The following is a 20,890-nucleotide window of genomic DNA, read 5'->3' as shown; positions in this document are numbered from 1 at the left end:
GCACCTGCTGGACGTCGAATGCAGATGAACCGTGACGGTACGCGTCGGGGGAGCGGTGCACGGAGCCGCGTCCCCGACGACGCCCCGCCGGGTGGTTCCTCGGACGCGGCGGATGACGCGAAGCCGCGGCGCAAGCCGGACGACGCCGAGCAGCTGGCCCGCGACACGGTGTACCGGCTGCTGGCGGCCCGCGCGCGTAGCTGCTCGGAGTTGCGACAAGCCTTGCTGCGCAAGGAGATCGACGAGGACGTCGCGGACGCGGTGCTGCAGAAGTTCGTCGACGCGGGCCTGGTCGACGACGCCTCGTTCGCCGAGGAGTGGGTGCATTCGAGGCAGCGGTACCAAGGGCTGGGGCGCAAGGCGCTCGGTTTCGAGCTGCGCCGCAAGGGTGTCGAAGAGCACGTGGTTGAAGCGGCGCTGTCCACTGTGGATGGCGATGCGGAGGTCGAGCAGGCGCGCGAGCTGGTGCAGCGCAAGCTCCGCACGATGGCAAACCTGGACCACGCGGCGAAGATGCGCCGCATGGTGGGCATGCTGACCCGCAAGGGCTATTCCGAAGGGCTGGCTTTCCGCGTGGTGCGAGAGGAAATTGAGCGCTCCGGCGCCGACGTCCCGGACCCCGACCTCGAATCCCCGTGATCGACCTCGTCGCGGCTGCGTTCGCCGGCTGAGCGAGCAGATCTGTCGGGCGGCCGGTGCGCGATGTGCACAGGCCTTTTGGGACGGTGGTACCGGAACGTCGGTGCGGGATCGTAGAGTGCCCGTCATGAAGTCGAGGCGACGCGTGAACCACATCGTGTGGGACTGGAATGGGACGATCTTTTCGGATAATCACGCCGTGGTCTCGGCGGTGAACGAGGTCTGCACCGCCTTCGATCGAGAACACATCGACCTCGACGAGTGGCGGTCCGTATTCAGCCGTCCGCTGTTGCAGTGCTACGAGCGGCTGCTGCGCCGCTCGCTGAGTGACGAAGACTGGGCGCGCATCGACGTGCTCTACCATGAGGCGTACCGGGATCTACTGCACACCTGCGGCCTGGCAAACGGAGTTCCCGATGTGTTGCAGGAGTGGACCACGGTGGGCCGCAGTCAGTCCCTGCTGTCCATGTGGTTCCACGATGAGTTGGTGCCGATGGTGGCGAAGTACGAGCTCACTGCGCTTTTCAAGCAGGTTGACGGTCTTCGGGCGGGAATTGGAGGGGGGTCGAAGGCTGCCCACCTGGAGCGGCATCTGGCCGAGCTGGGCCTTGCCCCACAGGAAGCTGTCGTGATCGGCGACGTGGTGGACGATGCTGAAGCGGCGGCCCACGCAGGCGCCAACTGTGTGCTGGTGACAACTGGGGTTATGAGCAGAAGTGCCTTGGAAGCGGCTGGTGTCCCCGTCGCTGACTCCGTTCAAGAAGCTGTGTCTTGGCTTGCATGAGTACTGTTATTGCAGTTCAGATCGTGCGGTCGATGTCGTGAAACCCATTGGGCGGCGAGCTGGTCGTGACGATCCGGGTCCACGGTCCCGGGGGCACGTCGGCGTCGTCGACGAACTGCCGGTCGACGACGTCGTGCTGCCCGTTGAGCTCGCGCAGGCCGAGGCAGCTGTTGAGCGCGGGCGAAACGTCCATACCCGCGCCGTTGAACCGGGTGTTGGTCGCCGTCCTGCCGCGTCTTCGCCGCACGCCGCGACCAATAGTGCACCGAGCACCAACGTCGTCGGGACCGCGCGGGCCGCTGTCAGCAGAGCCATCGGAGCAGGGAGATCCAAGGCAGGCGGGCGCAGAAGGCTTCGCCTTTCGGGATGACGTGCTCGTGCAGGCCGTAGTCGTCAGTCGTCAGCGAACCGCGACCGGCCAGGGTGAGTCCGAAGCTCAGCCCGGTGGTGCCCTCCGGTGCAGATGGCGTCGTCCACTTCGCCGACGCCCAGTCCGCCGAGGCGCCGAACCACGGACTGGTGATCCAGTAGCGCCAGACACCGGTCTCGTCGCGGCGGTAGACGGCGAGTTGGGTGGGCGCGGTCGACTTGTACCAGGCGCTGAGGTCATAGGTGTTGTTCGCGTGCGCGGCCGGAGCCGCCTCGCCCATGTCGAGCTGCTGCATCAGCTTCGCATCGCCGCTGGTGTATTCGGTGATGTCCAGCCGCTGCGCCCACCGCCCGCTGTGCGCATCCCCGACCATAGTCCACTGTGGATTGTTCTGGCCCCAGCTGCTCTGCACCCAGCCGCGCGGGCCCGGTTCTTCCAGCGACGCGTTGACCAGCCCGTCGCGCGGTGCGGGTGCCGGCGGCGAGACCAGTGCGCGGAACCCGCCGCCGATCACCTGGTCGACCGTGCGCACCACCGTGCCGTTCGCCTGCCGCTGCGCCAGCCAGGACGCGAACTGGTCCAGCACGACCGGGCTGATCGACAGCGGGCCGCAGAAGTCGCAGGTCTGGTGCAGCACCAGCGGAACCCAACCGCCACCGGAGGCCTCGGCCCGCAGCACCACCTGCTGCAGGTCCTCCAGGGTCCACTCGGGGTCGATCATGCCGGTGCCGCGCACCATCTGCGGGTTCAGCGGTGGCACCGATTCGGCGGGAGCGCAGTTGGAGCAGCCGTGCCCGGTCCTGATGCTGCCGGTGACTCGTGAGCTGTTGTACCCGCAGTCCTGCGCCGCCTGCTCGGCCTCGCGGTTGAAACTGCCGAACGGGTAGGCGAACGAGGTCGGCCGGAAGCCCCAATGCACGAGGTTGGCGCGGTCCTGGCAGATCTCCCGGCGGGCTTCGTCCGGCGAGACGGCGATGATGTCGGGGTGGTTGACCGTGTGCCCGCCGATCTCGTGCCCGGCGGCGGCGAGCGCGCGCAGGTCGTCCAGGCTGAGGTAGCTGCGCGCGCCGATGGATCCGGATACCACGTAGAACGTGCCGCGCATCCCGTACTTGCTGAGGATGCGCGCGCCGGAGATCTGCGAAACGCTGCCGTCGTCGAGGGTGAAGGTGACCACGGTGCGCGGAGTCTGGGCGTTGGCGCTACCCGGCACGCCGAGGAGAACCGCGAGCAGCGTCGCGCAGACGCAGACAACGGCTCTGCACAGCCGTTTGCAGGCCGGGCGTGCTCCGTCCATGACTGACCGCCAACGGGTCGAAAGAACTTGACCGACCACCAGCACGCTACGGACGATCTCGACGGCGGTAGAACCAGCTGGTGCGGGGTACGGCCTACCGCGTTTAAGGGAGAAAACCCGTGAGTCCTTCTGGTAGCCGTAGGAGGCTGTTTTGGAAGTGATCGTCCGAGGCGTGGCGGGGCGGGCTTGTGTCTTTGAAGCGGCGAAGCCGCTCGGCGCTGGCTAAGCCGCCCCCTCGCGGGGGCGGCTCGCCTACAGAACCGGACGTGAAACTTTCGCTTCATCCGGCTCCTCGATCATGTGGTTCTTGGCGTGAATACCTCGGCGATGTCGACTCGTTTGGTCTGGTCGCTGGTGTTGTCGCGGCAGTGCTGATGCAGGGCACGCATCCTCGTGAGGTCAGTCAGCCCGTTCCATTGGGGAGGGGCGAACTGTTTTATGGTGATGGTGTCCGCATCGGTGAACAGCAGTCGGCAGTGTGCGCACTTCCCTCGCTGGCGACGAAGCAGGATCGCCGTCCTGCTCGTCGTCAGCGGGTGGTCACGCAGCCTGTTGGCCCAGTAGACCAGGTTCCCGTCATAAGGGCTGGCGTGGCCGCGCACCTTCACGTGGCGCTTGATGGGAATGTCCGCGTGGACAGCGAGCCGCGGACCGTCCAGAGTGGCGAATTCCAGACGGCCTTGATCGCGTCGTCGCCAGTATTTCGCGAATACCCAGCCCGCGCTCTTCTTCGGGTGACGGCGGCCGGCCCAGTGCAGCAACGTCGAGAACAACCGGTAGTCACAGGAGGCGAAGACCTTCTTGGCGACCACCGTGCGGTAATACATCGACCAACCCCGGATCACCGGGTTGAGTGCGCTGATCAGCGCCTCGTGCGGCGCTGTCTTCCGCGTTCGGACGATGTCCCGCATGGCTCGATGATGCCGCTTGACGGAGTCCTTGCTGGGTTTGATGAGCGTCTTGATCACGGGCTGTTTCCGCCCGTCGCTACCTGGCCGATGTTCCTTGGTCACGTAGCGACGGATGTGGAAACCCAGAAACTCGAAACCGGCTGGCCCATCGAGAGCGAGGCGGGTGTGAGTGATCCTGGTCTTGGCCGCTTTCAGCCGCAACCCGATCCCGTTCAGCCATTGCTCCGCGATGTGCTGGGCCTTCTCGATCCCCGCACGGGTTGGATGCAGGACCACGAAGTCGTCGGCATAGACCACGACCTGAGGTCGGTCTCGGCTGCCGAACGCTGAGGTGATCACTGTTTCCAGACCGTGCAGGGCGATCAACGCCAGCAACGGTGAAATGACCCCACCTTGCGGGCTGCCCCGCCAGGTAGCCTCCAGAGCCTTGCCCTCCATGACCCCGGCGGTGAGCCATCCCTTGATCAGACGACGCAACTGGGGGAACGTGGCGAGTTTGGCCAGGAGTGGTTCATGCGCGATGTTGTCGAAGCATCCGGCGATGTCTGCATCTAGGACGTACTTGTCCTTCTTACAGGTCGCATCGAAGATCGCCGCAATTGCATCATGCGCTGAACGGGCCGGGCGGAAACCGTAGCTGTTCGGCTCAAACCTGGCTTCCCACTCGGGGTCCAGGGCCAGCTTCGCCAGTGCTTGAAGTGCCCGATCCAGCATGACGGGAATACCCAGCGGGCGCTTCTCCGCCTTGCCGGGCTTGGGAATCCAGACCCGACGCACGGGTCTCGGTTTGATCGTCTCCGGGTGCCGCAGGCGATCCACAAGTAGCCAGCGCTGGTCGGGCGGGACGGAGGCGACTCCGTCGATCCCGGCCGTGTGCTTGCCCTGGTTGTCCTGCGTCACCCGGCGCACCGCCAGACAGCGAGCGGCTTCCGATTTCATCAACAAGCGTTGCAAACTACGAACTACCGCCACGTCGCCACGACACGAGGCTCGGAAGATGCGCTTTTGCAGGCGGTACACCGTGGTCTCCAGCTTCCGCCAGGGAACCGATGCCCAGTCTCCGATCGACCGCCCGTCACCGGGCAGGCCGTCGTTTCCGTTTCTTCCCACTACTCACACCCCTTTCCTTCCACATGACCGTGCCCGCGTCGGCCTATCGTGGGCGTTACCCCACGCGTTCGCTTCTCGGGCAATCCCTCCCCATACCGGCATGCGGCCTGGTCGCCTACTCACCAAACCCGATGAGAGCCTGCACGGGGTTACTCCGTTCCGAGTCGTCCGTTTGACGCTGCCCGTAGGTCCGCACTGTCTGCCGGGCCACCATGGCGGATGCACGGGCGGACACCGATGGACCTATCCGCCCCGATGGACCATGCCCTTGCGGGCCAGACCCGCTACCTCGCGTGGGTCTGATGCTGCTAACGACAGTTCGGGCGTGCGTTCGTCTCCTGACCATAGGCAGCCTGCTAGAGGCGTCCCGGACGTCGAGGTCGCCGGTTATCCCCGTCACATCCCTGCTTCCACAGCCTTGATAACCAGTCGCAGCCATGGGGACGTCGCTTTCCTCCATGCATCATGAGGGGCCGGGATCACACCGACCATCGGACAATTCAGTTGTAACCAGGGCACCCGCCCTGGCCCCTTCCATCCCCCGCCAACAGCGGTTTCGGAAGAACGGATCACAGCCACCTATGCAGCTTGCACAGACGCCGACTGGCGAGGACAGCCCCGGGTCGTACATGAGTCGGGGATCCCCGAGTCCAGGCGGCGTCTGATGCTCCGCTACCCGCACGCTACGCAGGACGAGTTTGAAACAGCCCTTATAGCACCAAAAGACTCACGGGCGGTTGCTAGCCCTGCGGGGAGCGCAGTGCGGCGGCTTCTCGGGCCAGTTGCTCGATCCGCGCCCAGTCGCCGGCGGCGAGCAGGTCCTTCGGCGCCAACCACGATCCGCCGACGCAGCCCACGTTGGGCAGCGCGAGGTAGTTCGGCGCGGTCTGCGGGCTGATCCCGCCGGTCGGGCAGAACTTCAGGTCCGGCAGCGGCCCGGCGATCGCCTTGAGGAACGGCACACCGCCGCTGGGCTCGGCGGGGAAGAACTTCATCGCCGTGGCCCCGCGCTCGGCCAGCCGCATCGCCTCCGACACCGTGCCCGCGCCGGCCAGGTACGGCACCCCGGATGCGTCGATGTCGTCGAGCAGCCGGTCGGTCGTCCCGGGCGTGACCAGGTAACGCGCCCCGGCGTCGGCGGCCCGCTTGGCCTGACCTGGTTCGGTGATCGTGCCCGCCCCGGCGACCATCTCGGGCACCTCGGCGGCGATGCGTTCGATCGCGGGCAGCCCGGCCGGGGTGCGCAGCGTGACCTCGATGGTGCGGATTCCGCCGCGCAGCAGGGCTTCGGCCAGCGGCACGGCGTGCGCGACGTCATCCAACGCCACGACCGGCACCACCGGGGCGAGATCCAGCACTTCAGCTGCAGTGTTCATGAGGTGGTTCATCCGTTCCTAGTGCGTGCGGCGTTCCGTCGAGTGCCCGTGAGTACTTTCGGGCGCTATCGCACCCAAAAGTACTCACGGCACGTGACCAGCGGAAACAGCCGCCTCTTCTCGTCGGGATCGGCGCAGGTGGTCGCTGGTGTCAGACGGTCGCGTCGGTCGGCTGTGCCTGCAGCTGGGCGAACACGCTGGCGCCGCGGTCGGCCCGCCCGACAGCCTGCCGGAACGCCGCGAACAGCTCGCGGCCGGTGCCGAACTGGGCTCCGGGCGCGACCGGTGCGTTGTCGCGGGCGGCGAGCTCGTCGTCGGGCACCAGCACCTCCAGCGTGCCGCGGTCGGCGTCCAGCCGGACCACGTCGCCGTCGCGGACGCGGGCCAGCGGCCCACCCGCGCTGGCCTCCGGGGTCAGCTGGATGGCCGCCGGGATCTTGCCGGACGCGCCGGACATCCGGCCGTCGGTGACCAGCGCGACCTGGTGGCCGCGGTCCATCAGCACGCCCAGCGCGGGGGTCAGCCCGTGCAGCTCAGGCATGCCGTTGGCCTGCGGGCCCTGGTTGCGGATCACCACCACGACGTCGTGGTCCAGTTCGCCTGCCTGGAACGCGGCGGTGAAGCCGTGCTGGTCGTCGAAGACCCGGGCGGGCGCGGTGACGGTGCGGCGCTCCGCGCTGACCGCGGACACCTTGATCACCGAGCGGCCGAGGTTTCCGTCCAGCACCCGCAGGCCGCCGTCGGGCGCGAAAGGCTCATCGACGCCGCGCAGCACGTCCGGGTCCAGGCTCTTCGCGGGCGCATCCGACCACACGAGCTCGCCGCCCTCCAGGAACGGCTGCTGCCGGTACCGGTCCAGCCCCGGCCCGGCGACCGTCTTGACGTCGGGGTGCAGCAGGCCGGCGTCGAGCAGCTCGCCGACGAGCGTCTGCACGCCCCCGGCGGCGGCGAAGTGGTTGATGTCGGCCGAACCGTTGGGGTAGACCTTCGCCAGCGACGGCACGACCGCGGACAGGTCGGAGAAGTCGTCCCAGGTCAGCTCGATCCCGGCCGCGGCGGCGATGGCCACCAGGTGCAGCGTGTGGTTGGTGGAGCCGCCGGTGGCCAGCAGCGCGACCACGCCGTTGACGATGGCCCGTTCGTCGATGATCTCGCCGATCGGCGTGTAGTCCGCGCCGCGCCCGAGTTGCACGACGCGACGGGCGGCCTCCTCGGTGAGGGCCTTGCGCAGCGGGGTGCCCGGCGGCACGAAGCTCGATCCTGGCAGGTGCAGGCCCATGACCTCGACGACGAGCTGGTTGGAGTTGGCGGTGCCGTAGAACGTGCAGGTGCCGGCCGAGTGGTACGACGCCGACTCGGCTTCCAGTAGGTCCTCGCGGCTGGCCTTGCCCTCGGCGAATAGCTGCCGGATGCGGCTCTTCTCCCGGTTGGGCAGTCCGGAGGGCATCGGCCCGGCGGGGACCAGCACGGTCGGCAGGTGCCCGAACGACAGCCCACCGATCAGCAGGCCCGGCACGATCTTGTCGCACACGCCGAGCAGCAGGGCACCGTCGAACATCTCGTGGGAGAGCGCGACACCGGTGGCCATCGCGATGACGTCGCGGGAGAACAGCGACAGCTCCATCCCGGTGCGGCCCTGGGTGATGCCGTCGCACATGGCGGGCACGCCACCGGCGAACTGGGCGACACCGCCAGCCTCGCGCACCGCGTCCTTCAGCCACGCCGGGAACTCGGCGTAGGGCTGGTGCGCGGAGAGCATGTCGTTGTACGCGGACACGATCGCGACGCCCGGTTTGGTGGCTCCACGCACCGCAAGCCGGTCAGCACCGCTGCACGCCGCGAAGCCGTGCGCGAGGTTGCTGCAGGGCAACTCAGTGCGGGCCGGGCCGACTGCCCCGGCCGCTCGGATGCGTTCGAGGTACGCGGTGCGGGTCGCGGCACTGCGCTCCGCGATCCGCTGGGTGACTTGTTCGACGACGTGCTGCGGTGGCCGCGCCATTGACCGCCTCCGGAAAGGCTCGAAATGCGGGGCGACGACGCTGGCGCCTCATGACGGCAGTCACACTAATGGGTGTGGCCTGGATTTCACAATCGATACAGCAGGCGGGGATCCGGTCCCGATCGGGCCGCCGGGTGCGCGATCATGGGTGGTAGATCGAGATGTGAGGAGGGGGCCGATGCGGATTCGCGCGCTCGTTGCGGTGGTGTCCGCGGCTGCCGTGCTGTCGGGCTGCGGGCAGGATGTGCCGCCCGGGTCGAACGCGTTGCCGCCGCCGAATCTGCCCGCCCCGACCACGCCGGCGCCGGCGAGCCCGGCCCCGTCGGTTGGCGATTCGGTCGAGCTCGACACCTCGCCGACCATCGAGCGGATCAAGCGGCGACGCCAGCTCCTGGTCGGGGTGCGGGTGGACGCGCCGCAGTTCGTCAGCCGCGATCCGGCGGGCGAGTACCAAGGCTTCGACGTCGAGATCGCCCGCGACCTGGCGAAGCGCATCGGCCTCGCCCCGACGCAGGTGCAGTTCCGGCGTCTGCCGCCGACCCTGCTGCTGGACGCGGTGGCCTCGGGCAACGTGGACGTCCTGCTCGGCGGCACCGCCGATTCCCCGCAGCTGGCCGCGGTCGGGCCGTACGTGGTCACCGACAGCAAGCGCTACGTCGTGATCAAGTCGGACGACAAGAAGCTGGCCGAGCAGCTGCAGCAGATGCTGGACGCCGCAGTCGTCGATGGCTCCTGGCAGCGCGCCTACGACGCAACCCTGCGCCCGGCCGGGATCAACGCCCGCCCGCACTGACCGCTCAATGCCCGTGAGCGTTTTTGGGCGCTGTAGCACCCGAAAACGCTCACGGCCGAGCTGGCTGATCAGCGCCGGCAGCATGACCAGGGAAGGCCTGCGGTAGCAGCACGGCCACACGCGAAAGTCGCCCGCAGGAGCCCAGAAGCCCCACGGGCGACTTTTAGTCAGTTTCTGGTTCTCGGCAGAAAACCGCGTCCATTAGAAAACGTTGCAGATGTGCCCTGTGTTCGTGCGGGGTTGAGTGCTGCCAGTGAGTAGCCATTCCAGCCTCACAGCTACACAGAACTCATTGTTGGCTTCATTGTCCCGCCCCACGACGCCGGTGCCGGGGAAGACCCGCGGGGATGGGTATGGACCTGAACCTTTCTCAGTAGGCGCCATCGACGGACAGGGACCGCGTCTGTGCCGGCGCCCCCGGCTCATTGGCGTAGTCCACGATGATGTCCATCCAGAAATTCTGGACACCTTCGAAATTGGTGCCGGCCATGACCGGAGCACTGCAATAGTCGCCCGGTTCGAAACCATTCGGCACGCAGCCATGATGGACCTCGCCGACGGGTGTACGGTCCCGATACATATATGCGTGTATCCACACTTGCTGCGCGTACGGGTGTGAACACAACGCGTCGGCCTGGCCGTAAATCGCACCAATTTCCGGAGAGCTGTAGCTCATTCGTTCTTGTGGAGTGCAGCCAATCGGCTGCCGGGTCTCCATTTGGTTCGCCGCGCCGCTTTCACTCGCGGACGCGTTGACCGGAGCAACGAGCAGGACGAGACTCGCCATGACTCCGGCACCGATCGAGACGAAACTTCGCCCAACTAAAGCCATAGGGCTATCCCCCAAGAATCCTTGACCAAAATCATACGGTGAATTCGTTGTGAACGCACAGGAACCCGTCAATGGTCCTTAGATTCACTCGATCTGCCCCAGATGCCAGTTGCCATGATGAGTGTCGTCGGTTTCCCGGTAATCCGGGGTTGACGGCTTCCTGGATGGACAGACCGTAGCTCATCGGAGCGGCCCGCCCGGGCAAGTGGCGAAAACTTGCCAAAGTGGACAATGGCTACGGAAGTAATTTCTGCGGACCGCAGGTGGCCTCTTCGATGCAGAGGGCGCGTGCATGGTTGTGCTGTGCGACGGCCAGGTTCCCCAGAGCATGGTGGACGTTGCCGACCGCGACCCCGGCGACCGATCCGTCCTTCAATTGGTCAGCGAGTCTGTGCAAGCGCAGTGAACACCTCAATCGCCTTGGCCTGAGCAGAAACTACTAGCTTCCGTCCGATAAGACGTTCACCAACTCGGGAAAGCTCTGTGCAACATTCCTGAGTAACCAGCGGATCGCTCACTCTCGCTGCCGGGACCCGGTTCAGGTCCCGGCAGCCGAGAGCTGTTTCAGTCTCCGAGCGGAGTCTCTGTAAGGGGCGTGGTAGCCGGCGCGATCTGTTTGGTCTTCTTCGTGCGCCGGTTTCGCCGATCGAGGTAGTTGGCGAACCACGTGAGCAAGAGGCATATCGAGATGTAGATTGCTGCCACGACCAGGCTCACCGGGATGATCGGCCGGTCGAGCGTGGGAATACCACCGAGGTACCGGGCGTAGTACAGCAATTCCTGGTAGGTGATCAGGAAGCCGAGAGCGCTGTCCTTGAGCAGCACCACGAGTTGGCTCACGATGGCTGGGAGCATGACGCGCACTGCTTGCGGCAGGACCACGTTGCCCATGACCTGGCTCTTGCGCATGCCGACGGAATAAGCCGCCTCGCTCTGCCCTGCTGGAAGTGCGTTAACCCCAGCGCGGAAGACCTCGGCAAGCACCGAGCCGTTGTAGAGCGTCAGGCCGAGCACGACCGACCAGTACTGGCCGAAGTTCACGCCCAGCCCCGGTGCCGCGTAGTACAGGAAGAAGATCAGGATGACCAGTGGGATCGCGCGGAACACCTCTACGATCGCCGTGCACGGCATCCGGATCCAGGCGTGGTCGGAGAGCCGACCGAGCGCGAATACCGCGCCGAACGCCAGCGCGAGCACGGCGCCCATGAGGAACGCGCGGACGGTGTTCCACAGAGCCCCGAGTAGTTCCAGCTGGATCTGCTCGTAGAGCAGCCATTCCCACTTGCTGGCGTCGAACTGCCCGGTGGCGTAGAAGCGGAGCACCACGTATCCGAGCAATGCAAGCACCACAACGGCGCTGACGACGCTGATGAGCCGGTTACGCACGCGGGCGCGCGGGCCGGGAGTGTCGAACAGAACGCTGCTCATCGGGCCACGCTCCACCGTTTCTCGAAGCTGCGCTGGATCAGGGTCAGCGGGATAACCAGGATCAGGAAGCCGATGGCGATCCACACGAAGGCGTTCAGTGTTGGCTCACCCTGCTCGTTGAGGAACGGGATGACCGAGCCGACCTCTGCCACGCTGAACCCAGCCGCGACGGTCGTGTTCTTCAACAGCGCGATCAGCACGCTGACCAGCGGCGGAACCACGGCACGGACGGCTTGGGGGAGGATCACGTTGGTCAGCGACTGGGCGAAGCCGAGCCCGATGGAGCGCGCCGCCTCGGCCTGTCCGACCGGCACCGTGTTAATCCCAGCCCGCAACACCTCGCAGACGAACGCTGAGGTGTAGATGGTCAGCGCGATTACAGCAGCGGTGAAGAACGGGAACTGGATCAGCTCCAGCTTGGGGTAGGCGAAGACGAAGAAGAAGAAGATCAGTGTCAGCGGCGTGTTGCGGAGCAAGGTTACGTACCCGGCGCCGACGGCCCGCAACGCTGGGACGGGGCTGACCCGCAGCGTTGCCAGGATCGTGCCCAGTACCAGCGAGGCTGCAGCGGCCAGCAGGAAGAGCTCGATCGTCCGCAGGAAGCCTCTGGCGAGGACATCGCCGTACTCCACCAAGATGTTGATCAATGAGTACTCCTGGAGTAATCGGATGCCCAGGGCGCGCTGCGGCCCTGGGCATCCGATGACGGGATCAGTAGCGGTCCACCTTGGGGGGCTCGGCGGACGTTCCGGACTTGCCGAGGGTGGCGTCGTAGACGCGCTTCCACTCGCCGTTGGTCGCAGATTGCTCCAGGACGTCGTTGATCTTGTTGCGCAGCGCCGTGTCGTCGTGCGCGAGGCCGACCCCGTACGGCTCCTCGGAGAACGTCTTGCCGACGACCTTCAGCTTGTCCGGGTCCTGCGCGGCGTAGCCCTTGAGGATGGCGTCGTCCGTGGTGACGGCGTCGATCTGGCGGTCAAGCAGCTGTTGCACGCACTCCGAGTAGCGCTGGAACTCGACGATGTTCTGCGGCTCGGTGAGCTGGTCCTGCTTGACCCGCTGGATCGGGGTCGACCCGGTCGCCGAGCAGACCTTCTTGCCCTTGAGCGAGTCCTTGCCGGTGATGTCGGTGTTGTCCGCGCGGACGAGGAGGTCCTGCCCGGCCATGAAGTACGGCCCGGCGAAGCTGATCTGTTCCTTGCGCTTGTCGTTGATCGTGTAGGTGCCGACGTAGTAGTCCACTTCGCCGGTCGAGATCGCCTGCTCACGCGCGGTGGACGGGATCGGCTTGTAGTCGATCTGGGTGTTCGGGTCGAACCCGAGCTGCGCGGCGATCAGCCTGGCGATCTCGATGTCGAAGCCGGAGTACTGGTTGGTGACCGGGTCGCGGAAACCGAGCCCGGGCTGGTCCTCCTTGACACCGATCGTCACACGGCCCTTCTGCTTCATCCGGTCGAACGTCGGTGAGCCTTGGACCTGGACGTTCTGGGCGACGTTCTGCTGGACTTGCGGTTCGCCGCCGCTGGGACCACCCTCACGTCCACAGCCGGTCAGCGCCAGTGCCAGCGATGCGGCCAGCACCGTCACCAACCGCAATTTCTTGGCTCGCATTTCGTCTCGCTGCCTCTCTCTGAAGTGGGTCAGTGGGTGAGGATCTTGCCCAGGAAATCCTTGGCGCGGCCGCTCTTCGGCGTGCTGAAGAACTTCTCCGGTGCGGCGTCCTCGACCACCTCACCGTCGGCCATGAAGAGCACGCGGTGCGCAGCACGGCGCGCGAAGCCCATCTCGTGTGTGACCACCAGCATCGTCATGCCCTCGGCAGCGAGATCGGTCATGACCTCCAGGACCTCGTTGACCATCTCGGGGTCCAGCGCCGAAGTCGGCTCGTCGAACAGCATCACCTTTGGCTTCATCGCCAGCGCGCGGGCGATCGCGGCTCGCTGCTGCTGCCCGCCGGAGAGCTGCGCCGGGTACTTCTCGGCCTGGTTCGCGATGCCGACCCGTTCCAGCAGTTGCAGCGCGTTGTCCCGAGCTTTGTCCCGGCTCTGCTTGCGGACCTTGATCGGGCCCAGCGTCACGTTCTCCAGGATCGTCTTGTGCGCGAACAAGTTGAACTGCTGGAACACCATGCCGACGTCAGCGCGCAGTTCGGCCAGCGCGCGGCCCTCGGCGGGCAGTGGCACCCCATCGACCTCGATGCGGCCGGAGTTGATCGGCTCCAGGCGGTTGATCGCCCGGCACAACGTCGACTTGCCGGAACCCGACGGCCCGAGGACCACGACGACCTGGCCCTTGGGGACCTCGAGATCGATTTCCCGCAGCACGTGCAAGGAGCCGAAGTACTTGTCGACCGCGGACATCCGGATCATCGGGACGTCCGTGGGAGCTGCGGTCATTCCTTCTCCTGAACGCGTCAAGTGGATTCGATGGCCGAAATTTAAGCCCCCGATGGGGGATAGTCCAGTCAGCTGCGGATAACGCTGATTGCAAGTTGGTTACGCTCCGCAGTCGCGAAGCCGGTCCGAAACCTCCGGTTCGACGCACGTCGCCGGCCGCCGCGTACCCTCCCGGGCGGGTGAATCCGCGATCTGACCAGGCGCTACCGTGGAACGGTGAGCACGAGGACGTACGAGATCCGAACTTTCGGCTGCCAGATGAACGTGCACGACTCCGAGCGGCTGGCAGGCATGCTGGAAGACGCCGGGTACGTGCGCGCGGAGTCCGACGCCGCCGACGTGGTCGTGTTCAACACCTGCGCGGTCCGGGAGAACGCCGACAACCGCCTCTACGGCACCCTCGGGCACATGCGGCCGGCCAAGGACCGCAACCCGAACATGCAGATCGCGGTCGGCGGCTGCTTGGCCCAGAAGGACCGCGACACGATCGTCAAGCGGGCCCCCTGGGTGGACGTCGTGTTCGGCACGCACAACCTCGGTTCGCTGCCGGCCCTGCTGGAGCGCGCCCTGCACAACCACGAGGCCGAGATCGAGATCCTCGAATCGCTGGACGTCTTCCCGTCCACCCTGCCCGCGCGCCGCGAGTCGGCCTACTCGGGCTGGGTGTCGGTCTCGGTCGGCTGCAACAACACCTGCACGTTCTGCATCGTGCCCGCGCTACGCGGCAAGGAGAAGGACCGCCGCCCCGGCGAGATCCTCGCCGAGGTGCAGGCGCTGGTGTCCGAAGGCGTGCTCGAAGTGACGCTGCTGGGGCAGAACGTCAACGCCTACGGCGTCGAGTTCGGGGACCGCTTCGCGTTCGGGAAGCTGCTGCGCTCCTGCGGGGAGATCGAGGGGCTGGAGCGGGTCCGCTTCACCTCGCCGCACCCGCGCGACTTCACCGACGACGTGATTGAGGCGATGGCCGAGACGCCGAACGTCTGCCCGCAACTGCACATGCCGCTGCAGTCCGGTTCGGACCGGGTCCTCAAGGCGATGCGCCGCTCCTACCGCTCCGAGCGGTACCTGAACATCGTGCGCAACGTGCGCGAGGCGATGCCGGACGCGGCGATCACCACCGACATCATCGTCGGCTTCCCCGGCGAGACCGAGGAGGACTTCGAGCAGACGCTGGAGGTCGTGCGGCAGGCGCGATTCTCCAGTGCGTTCACCTTCCAGTACTCCAAGCGGCCCGGCACGCCCGCGGCCGAGATGCCCGACCAGCTGCCCAAGGAGGTCGTGCAGCAGCGCTACGACCGACTGGTCGCGCTGCAGAACGAGATCTCCTGGGAGGAGAGCAAGAAGCTGGTCGGCCGCCCGGTGGAACTGCTGGTCGCCGAGGGGGAGGGCCGCAAGGACGCCGAGACGCACCGGCTATCGGGCCGGGCCCGCGACGGGCGGCTGGTGCACTTCGCCCCGACCGGTGCCACCGACGGCGAGATCCGTCCCGGCGACGTCGTGCGCACCACGATCACGCGTGCCGCGCCGCACCACCTGGTCGCCGACACGGACATCACCGGCCACCGCCGCACCACCGCCGGTGATCACTGGGCAGAGGGCGTGCGGCCCAAGACCTCCGGAGTCAGCCTCGGGCTGCCGTCGTTCGGAACCCCGCCGCAGCAGCCCGCCGAGCAGCAGGGATGTGCGTGTTGAGCAAGGCGGAAGGTTCGGACGGGTCGCGCCGCGCGCTGACCGGGTCGGAACGTGAGGCGCTGCGTCGCATCGACCCCGGCAAGCGCGCGCTGGTGATCGCATCGGTGATGCTCGTGCTCGTCCTGTGCTCGCTGCTGCCGTGGGTCCGCGGTGCCGCGGGGTGGGAGGTGCTGATGGGGCAGGCCGACCCGGCGCTCAAGATCGGCCTGCTGCCGCGGTTGTTCGCGATCAACTCGACGATCGTGGGGATCGGCCTGGGCGCCCTGGCGCTGATCACCCGGCGTTGGATCTTCGCGTTCCTGGCCGGGCTCGCCGGTGTGGTGGTGACGTTCGAGGGCGTGATCGCGATCTGGTCGCGCCAGACGAGCGGCGCGGAGGGCCCGTCGATCGGCCTGCTGCTCGCGGTGGCGTGCATGGCCGTGCTGGCCGTGCAGTGGATGCGGATCGTCTGGTCCCGTTCCTGACCTCTGGTTCGCCCGGCCAGTGCAACCCGATCACCTTCGCGGGCGTCTCACCGGTATGTCACGTGATCTCCAGTGGGACGGCGGCTACAACGTGCGCGACCTGGGTGGGCTGCCCGCTGCGGACGGCCGCCGGGTCCGCGCCGGGGTGCTGTCGTGCGGTCCGCGAGCCCGGCGTTCCTGACCGAATCGGGGTGGGGGCAGGTCTGGGAGCACGGCATCCGCACCGTCATCGACCTGACCGAAGAAGGCAGCGGCGCGCTGCCCGCACAATCGGCGCGCCCACCTGAGCTGACCGCCTTGCGGCTGCCGCTGAACCCCGTCGACGACGCCGAGTTCTGGGGCTACTGGGGCAAGCGGCTGCACGGCACGCCGCTCTACTGCAAGCCGTTCCTCGACCGCTTCCCGGATCGCACCGCCAAAGTCGTCACCGCGATCGCGCACGCCGAACCCGGCGGGGTGCTCGTGCACTGCAGCGCCGGCCGCGACCGGACCGGGATCATCGCACTGGTGCTGCTCGCCTTCGCCGGGGTGGCGGCCGACGAGATCATCGCCGACCACGAGCTCAGCCACGACCGGCTCCGACCGCTGTTCGACAGGCTCGGCTGGCCAGACCAGGAACCGCTGATCGACGAGGCACTCGCCCAGCACAGCACCACCAGGGTCGAGGCGCTGTCGGCGGCCCTCGACTCGTTCCACGCAGCGGCCCACCTGCGCTCCGGTGGCTGCACCGACCACGACCTCGCCGCCCTCCGGGCGAGGTTGCTCGCCTGACGGCGAGTTCGGTGCGCCGGACGCGCAGGCGGGCCTCCGGTGTCGCAACCCCGTCAGCGGCTGGCGATCGCCTGCTCCGCAGCCGTCAGCCACTCACGCCACTGGGCGGCCTGCTCCTCCGCCTGCTTCGCACGGCGTTCGTCGCCCGCCACGCGGGCCTTCTCGGCCTGCGCGTCGAACTGCTCCACCCGGTCGCGGAACTGGTCGACCCGGGCCTGCGCCTCCGGGTCGGTGCGCCGCCACTGCGCGTCGGCGGCCGACCGCACCCGGTCGGCGACCGTGCGCAGCTTGCCCTCCAGCTCCCGCATCCGCTCCCGCGGCGCCTTGCCGATCTCGTCCCACCGCTCCTGGATCCGCTGCAGGTGGGCCTGCGCGGCCTTGAGGTCGGCGGACGGGTCGATCTGCTCGGCCTCGACGAGCAGCTCCTCCTTCAGCTTGGCGTTCGCGGCGAACTCGGCGTCGCGCTCGGAGAACGCCTCCGACCGGCGGCTGAAGAACCGGTCCTGCGCGGCGCGGAAGCGCTGCCACAGCAGCTCGTCGCTGTCCTTCGGGGCGCGGCCGGCGGCCTTCCACTCCGTCATCAGCTGCTTGTAGCGGTTCGCGGTTTCGCCCCAGTCGGTGGACTCGGTCAGCGACTCCGCTTCCTCGACCAGCTCTTGCTTGTGCGCCTTGGACGCCGCGCGCTGCCGGTCGAGCTCGGCGAAGTGCGAGCCCCGGCGGCGGCCGAAGGCGTCCCGCGCCTTGGAGAACCGGCGCCACAACTGCTCGTCGGTCTTGCGGTCGACGCCGCGGACCTTCTTCCACTCGTCGAGGATCTCGCGCAGCCGGTCGCCGGCGTTCTTCCAGTGCGTGGCCTCGGCGGCGATCTGCTCGGCCTCGGCGACCAGCGCTTCCTTGCGGGCGACGGCGTCCGCCCGGGCGCGTTCCTTCTCGTGCTTGGCGCCCTCGACGGCCTGCTCGGCCTGCACCACCAGGTGCTCGATCCGGGCGGTCAACGCCGCCAGGTCGCCGATCACGGCGGCTTCGGCCAGCGAGTCGCGCAGGTGCTTCGCACTGGTCAAGGTGTGCTTCGGCTCACCGGCGTGGGTGCTCAACCGGGTTTCCAACAGCTCGACCTCGGTGAGCACGTCGTCAAACTTCCGCGCGTAGAGGGCCAGGCCCTCGGCGGCATCACCGGCCTGCCAGGAACCGATCGCCCGCTCCCCTTCGGGGGTGCGGACGTACACCGTGCCGTCGGTGTCCACCCGCCCCCACTTGGCAGGGTCGGCGGAAGCGGTCGGTACCGCGGGCGCAGCCGTGGGTGACCCGGTGGTGCTGGTGGTCGAGTCCGCGGCTGCCTTGTTGGCGACTGCCTCGGGGGTCGTGTCCTGGTGCGTCATAGCCGGCTTCCTCCTTGCGTGCCCGCTCTGATGCCCGTGTCCGGCACGGGCGCCCCGCATCGGCGGGGCCCAGCAAGCGTCGACCCGAACCGTTCGGTGGTCCGGCCTCCGCTGGCGCATTCAAACAGGTCAGGGCGCGAATCGGTACTCCGTTGCGGAACCGATGCGCCGGGGAGTCGGCGCGCACCGCGACGTGGTGCCCGGATCGAACTTGTGACCTGCACGGCTTCATTGTCATCAGGCACCCGTTCGGCCGCAGCGGGTAGGGGGCGGAAACCCGCCTCAGCCTCCGGCCGCCGGTTGCGGCTCCCTGCTCTAGCCAACTCGCCCGTGACCTCTACCGTGCACAGGTGTGATCACCCGTATCGCTGTGGTGCCTTACCCGCCGTTGCTGGTTCCCGCGTTGACCGTGCGGGCCGACCCGGAAACCGCTCGCTTGCGGGGCGCCTGTCTGCGCGCCGTGTCTAGTCTGACTGACTCTGCCGCCGAATGGGTGGCTGTCGGCGTAGATCAATCAGGGCCGCAGGTGCTCGGACCGGACACAGCGGGCACTTTCGCGGGCTTCGGCGTCGACTTCCCGGTGACGCTCGGTGGCGCCGGCACCCCTGATCCGGAGCTGCCGCTACCTGCGTTGATCGCCGGACTCCTTCGCGAGCAAGCAGGGGCGCTGGCGGTCACGACGCACCTGTTGGCGCCGGACACGCCGGCCGGGGATTGCCAGCGGCTCGGCGCGGAGCTGGCTGCCGGCGATGTCGGTCTCCTGGTGCTCGCCGATGGCACCAACCGCTCCGACGAGCGCTCGCCGTACTCGCCGGACGAGCGGGCCAAGCCGGTCGACGAGCAGATCCGCACCGCGCTGGTCGACGTCGACACGGCAGCGCTGTTTGCGCTGGAACCGGAACCGTGCGCGGAGCTCGGCGTCGCGGGCCGGGCCGCGCTCCAGGTCCTGCCCGGAGTCGTTGAGGCCACCGGCGGGACCTGGCGCGGCGAACTGCTGTACTCGGCCACCCCGTTCGGGGTCACCTACCATGTGGCGACCTGGACCCGCACAGCCTGAACAGGTGTTTCCGAGTGTGGTGGCAGCAGCCCCTGCGGATCTGCGGGCCTCCCGACTTGTGCATGACCAGTACGCGGCTTCGGGGCTGTCCTCACCGGACGACGTCTGAGAACCCGCGGCGATACGTTGCGAGGGCGGGCTGAGCGGCAGCGCCGCTTCAAAAGCCCGCCCTACCGCACCCCGGACGATCCTCCAATACAGCTTCTACAGCGCCCTAACCCACTCGCGGCCCCTGGCCAGCAGAAATGCCGGGCGGACCGCTGTGCTGCGCGCCCGGCACGCGCTTCTAAGTGGTCTCGCCCGTAAGTGCTTCGGGTCTTGATCATGCGGCCTTCGGGGTGGTATCGGGTGTGTGGTCGGCGGTGTCGGCGGTGTCGGCGGTGTCGTGGGTGTCGTGGGTGTCGTGGGTGTCGATGCGGGCGAGCAGGTCATGCAGGTCGTTGGTGGTGAACTTCCAGCGGAACGGCGTGGCGGTGGCGTTGTAGCGGTTCTGGAAAGACAGCAGGCGTTGCTCAACTTCGGCTAGGTCGGTGAAGTCGTTGGGAGACACGACTTTGCGTTGCACGATCGAGAAGAAGACCTCGATCTGGTTCAGCCAGGAGGCGTGAGTCGGGGTGTGCACCATGACCGCGTTGGGGAATCGTTTGGCCAATCGGTCGATCGCGGCTTGGCCGCGGTGGGAGGAGCCGTTGTCCACGACCCAGAACACCCGCTTGGCCGAGGCGTAGGGCTGGGTGGTCATGACCTGCTCGACTAGCGCCATGAACGGGACGATGCCGGTGGCGGGCTCGCAACGGCCGAACACCCGGGCGTGGTGCACGTCGTAGGCGGCCAGGTAGGCAAGCGCTCCGCCCCGGGTGTACTCGTGCTCGACGCGCATCATTCGGGCCTTGCCCGGCGGGAGCGTGGGATGGCAGCGGCAGCGGGCCTGGATCGAGGTCTTCTCGTCAGAAGAGATCACGAACTCGTTGCCGGTCAACGGTTCGCCGTCCCATATGCCGGTGTAGAGGTCCAGCACCCGGGCGGCCCGAGTGGCGAAGTGCGGGTCGCGCACGGAGATCCAGGACCGATACTGCCAGGGTTTGAGCGCGTCAGCGGCCAGCCAGCGACGTACGGTCGAGGGGGAGATCGCTGTGACCACGCCACGGGTCACGGCTTCACGGGCGAGTTCCGGGCACGACCACCGGGACAGCGGCGTTGCGGTCTCGGCCGGTAGCTGGCAGGCCAGAGCCTTGAGCTCGGCGACCTGCACGGGGGTGAAGCGCGGTGGCCGGCCACTGCGCTTCTTATCCCGGAGCCCGTCCACGCCGTCGGCGGCGAACCGGTCCCGCCAGCAGCGCACCGTGTCCAGGTGCACGCCCACCCGAGCGGCGATGCGGTTGTTGGCGTAGCCACGCCCGGCCAGCAACACGATCTGGGCGCGGACCTTGTCCCGATGCGGTGTCTTGTGACCGTAGGCGCGTCGTTTCAACACACGCCGCTGAGCTGCGGTGAGAATCACCGGGGTGGCAGACATGCCAGGCATGACGGGGGCGACCCCAATCCATGATCGACAACCAGGGTTCGCGCACCCTGCCATACGATGATCACGG

At 67.4% G+C, this 20,890-nt stretch carries 20 protein-coding genes; 8 read left to right on the top strand and 12 right to left on the bottom strand.

All coding sequences use genetic code 11. The features are described 5' to 3' along the window. Nucleotides 1–18 precede the first annotated feature (18 nt). Complete coding sequence (locus DL519_RS21280) at nt 19–639, top strand: regulatory protein RecX (protein WP_223839358.1); 621 nt, start codon at nt 19–21, stop codon at nt 637–639. A gap of 145 nt (nt 640–784) precedes the next feature. Continuing rightward, nucleotides 785–1,423 (top strand): HAD family hydrolase, encoded by a 639-nt coding sequence (locus tag DL519_RS21275; RefSeq protein ID WP_223839357.1) that lies wholly within the window; start codon nt 785–787, stop codon nt 1,421–1,423. A 16-nt stretch (nt 1,424–1,439) separates the two neighbouring features. On the opposite strand, the gene DL519_RS21270 is transcribed toward DL519_RS21275, so the two are convergent. The 5 genes from DL519_RS21270 to edd form a co-directional block, all read right to left on the bottom strand. Then, complete coding sequence (locus tag DL519_RS21270) at nt 1,440–1,670, bottom strand: hypothetical protein (protein ID WP_190817401.1); 231 nt, start codon at nt 1,668–1,670, stop codon at nt 1,440–1,442. Nucleotides 1,671–1,725: 55 nt separating this feature from the next. After that, nucleotides 1,726–3,090: a polysaccharide deacetylase family protein gene (locus tag DL519_RS21265; protein WP_190817399.1), complete on the bottom strand. Its 1,365-nt coding sequence runs from the start codon at nt 3,088–3,090 to the stop codon at nt 1,726–1,728. A gap of 296 nt (nt 3,091–3,386) precedes the next feature. Beyond that, nucleotides 3,387–5,111 carry a group II intron reverse transcriptase/maturase gene (gene ltrA, locus DL519_RS21260; RefSeq protein ID WP_190817397.1) on the bottom strand — a complete coding sequence of 575 codons (1,725 nt, stop codon included), beginning with the start codon at nt 5,109–5,111 and terminating at the stop codon, nt 3,387–3,389. Nucleotides 5,112–5,851: 740 nt separating this feature from the next. Continuing rightward, complete coding sequence (eda, locus tag DL519_RS21255) at nt 5,852–6,487, bottom strand: bifunctional 4-hydroxy-2-oxoglutarate aldolase/2-dehydro-3-deoxy-phosphogluconate aldolase (protein WP_190817395.1); 636 nt, start codon at nt 6,485–6,487, stop codon at nt 5,852–5,854. A 151-nt stretch (nt 6,488–6,638) separates the two neighbouring features. After that, on the bottom strand, nt 6,639–8,486 hold the full coding sequence (gene edd, locus DL519_RS21250) for a phosphogluconate dehydratase (RefSeq protein WP_190817393.1): 1,848 nt from the start codon (nt 8,484–8,486) through the stop codon (nt 6,639–6,641). Between the two features lie 178 nt (nt 8,487–8,664). Between edd and DL519_RS21245 the strand changes: the two genes are divergently transcribed. Then, nucleotides 8,665–9,279, top strand: coding sequence for a transporter substrate-binding domain-containing protein (locus tag DL519_RS21245; protein ID WP_190817391.1), 615 nt, complete (start codon nt 8,665–8,667; stop codon nt 9,277–9,279). Nucleotides 9,280–9,649: 370 nt separating this feature from the next. On the opposite strand, the gene DL519_RS21240 is transcribed toward DL519_RS21245, so the two are convergent. From DL519_RS21240 to DL519_RS21220, 5 genes are all read right to left on the bottom strand, one after another. Continuing rightward, nucleotides 9,650–10,066, bottom strand: a complete 417-nt coding sequence (locus tag DL519_RS21240) for a hypothetical protein (RefSeq protein WP_190817389.1) — start codon at nt 10,064–10,066, stop codon at nt 9,650–9,652. Nucleotides 10,067–10,675: 609 nt separating this feature from the next. After that, entirely contained in the window at nt 10,676–11,539 is an 864-nt protein-coding gene (locus tag DL519_RS21235; RefSeq protein ID WP_190817386.1) for an amino acid ABC transporter permease, read from the bottom strand. Then, a complete protein-coding gene (locus DL519_RS21230; RefSeq protein ID WP_190824121.1) occupies nt 11,536–12,183 on the bottom strand; it encodes an amino acid ABC transporter permease in 648 nt (215 codons plus the stop codon). Before DL519_RS21230 ends, DL519_RS21235 begins: the two co-directional genes overlap by 4 nt. A gap of 67 nt (nt 12,184–12,250) precedes the next feature. Next, nucleotides 12,251–13,150, bottom strand: coding sequence for a glutamate ABC transporter substrate-binding protein (locus tag DL519_RS21225; RefSeq protein ID WP_190817384.1), 900 nt, complete (start codon nt 13,148–13,150; stop codon nt 12,251–12,253). 29 nt (nt 13,151–13,179) lie between these two features. Then, the gene (locus DL519_RS21220) at nt 13,180–13,908 is read right to left on the bottom strand and encodes an amino acid ABC transporter ATP-binding protein (protein WP_190824120.1); all 729 of its coding nucleotides are present in this window, start codon (nt 13,906–13,908) and stop codon (nt 13,180–13,182) included. A 243-nt stretch (nt 13,909–14,151) separates the two neighbouring features. On the opposite strand from DL519_RS21220, the gene miaB reads away from it, so the two are divergent. Genes miaB through DL519_RS21205 form a run of 4 tightly spaced genes read left to right on the top strand, consistent with a single transcriptional unit; the run spans nt 14,152 to nt 16,862 of the window. Continuing rightward, nucleotides 14,152–15,627 carry a tRNA (N6-isopentenyl adenosine(37)-C2)-methylthiotransferase MiaB gene (gene miaB / locus DL519_RS21215; RefSeq protein WP_223839355.1) on the top strand — a complete coding sequence of 492 codons (1,476 nt, stop codon included), beginning with the start codon at nt 14,152–14,154 and terminating at the stop codon, nt 15,625–15,627. Beyond that, a complete protein-coding gene (locus tag DL519_RS21210; protein ID WP_223839353.1) occupies nt 15,615–16,091 on the top strand; it encodes an Rv2732c family membrane protein in 477 nt (158 codons plus the stop codon). The genes miaB and DL519_RS21210 overlap by 13 nt, the downstream gene beginning before the upstream one ends. A 55-nt stretch (nt 16,092–16,146) precedes the next feature. Beyond that, on the top strand, nt 16,147–16,272 hold the full coding sequence (locus DL519_RS48840) for a tyrosine-protein phosphatase (RefSeq protein WP_263399678.1): 126 nt from the start codon (nt 16,147–16,149) through the stop codon (nt 16,270–16,272). Next, nucleotides 16,245–16,862 (top strand): tyrosine-protein phosphatase, encoded by a 618-nt coding sequence (locus DL519_RS21205; RefSeq protein WP_263399677.1) that lies wholly within the window; start codon nt 16,245–16,247, stop codon nt 16,860–16,862. The genes DL519_RS48840 and DL519_RS21205 overlap by 28 nt, the downstream gene beginning before the upstream one ends. A 53-nt stretch (nt 16,863–16,915) precedes the next feature. On the opposite strand, the gene DL519_RS21200 is transcribed toward DL519_RS21205, so the two are convergent. Further along, nucleotides 16,916–18,241, bottom strand: a complete 1,326-nt coding sequence (locus tag DL519_RS21200; protein ID WP_190817380.1) for a DUF349 domain-containing protein — start codon at nt 18,239–18,241, stop codon at nt 16,916–16,918. A 352-nt stretch (nt 18,242–18,593) separates the two neighbouring features. Between DL519_RS21200 and DL519_RS21195 the strand changes: the two genes are divergently transcribed. After that, nucleotides 18,594–19,298, top strand: a complete 705-nt coding sequence (locus DL519_RS21195; RefSeq protein ID WP_190817378.1) for a class III extradiol ring-cleavage dioxygenase family protein — start codon at nt 18,594–18,596, stop codon at nt 19,296–19,298. A 322-nt stretch (nt 19,299–19,620) separates the two neighbouring features. On the opposite strand, the gene DL519_RS21190 is transcribed toward DL519_RS21195, so the two are convergent. Next, entirely contained in the window at nt 19,621–20,823 is a 1,203-nt protein-coding gene (locus tag DL519_RS21190; protein WP_223839351.1) for an IS630 family transposase, read from the bottom strand. Nucleotides 20,824–20,890: the final 67 nt, after the last annotated feature.

Origin of the sequence: Saccharopolyspora pogona (assembly GCF_014697215.1) — a bacterium.
GTDB classification, from domain to species: Bacteria; Actinomycetota; Actinomycetes; order Mycobacteriales; family Pseudonocardiaceae; genus Saccharopolyspora; species Saccharopolyspora hattusasensis.
This window is presented reverse-complemented; position numbering and strand designations above follow the sequence as displayed.

Coding starts and splice junctions, on each gene's coding strand:
- eda (WP_190817395.1), bottom strand. CDS start 6,487: ATGAACACTGCAGCTGAAGTGCTGGATCTCGCCCCGGTGGTGCCGGTC.
- DL519_RS21235 (WP_190817386.1), bottom strand. CDS start 11,539: ATGAGCAGCGTTCTGTTCGACACTCCCGGCCCGCGCGCCCGCGTGCGT.
- DL519_RS48840 (WP_263399678.1), top strand. CDS start 16,147: ATGTCACGTGATCTCCAGTGGGACGGCGGCTACAACGTGCGCGACCTG.
- DL519_RS21200 (WP_190817380.1), bottom strand. CDS start 18,241: ATGACGCACCAGGACACGACCCCCGAGGCAGTCGCCAACAAGGCAGCC.
- DL519_RS21245 (WP_190817391.1), top strand. CDS start 8,665: ATGCGGATTCGCGCGCTCGTTGCGGTGGTGTCCGCGGCTGCCGTGCTG.
- DL519_RS21190 (WP_223839351.1), bottom strand. CDS start 20,823: ATGCCTGGCATGTCTGCCACCCCGGTGATTCTCACCGCAGCTCAGCGG.
- edd (WP_190817393.1), bottom strand. CDS start 8,486: ATGGCGCGGCCACCGCAGCACGTCGTCGAACAAGTCACCCAGCGGATC.
- DL519_RS21210 (WP_223839353.1), top strand. CDS start 15,615: ATGTGCGTGTTGAGCAAGGCGGAAGGTTCGGACGGGTCGCGCCGCGCG.
- DL519_RS21225 (WP_190817384.1), bottom strand. CDS start 13,150: ATGCGAGCCAAGAAATTGCGGTTGGTGACGGTGCTGGCCGCATCGCTG.
- DL519_RS21280 (WP_223839358.1), top strand. CDS start 19: ATGCAGATGAACCGTGACGGTACGCGTCGGGGGAGCGGTGCACGGAGC.
- DL519_RS21220 (WP_190824120.1), bottom strand. CDS start 13,908: ATGATCCGGATGTCCGCGGTCGACAAGTACTTCGGCTCCTTGCACGTG.
- DL519_RS21240 (WP_190817389.1), bottom strand. CDS start 10,066: ATGGCGAGTCTCGTCCTGCTCGTTGCTCCGGTCAACGCGTCCGCGAGT.
- DL519_RS21265 (WP_190817399.1), bottom strand. CDS start 3,090: ATGGACGGAGCACGCCCGGCCTGCAAACGGCTGTGCAGAGCCGTTGTC.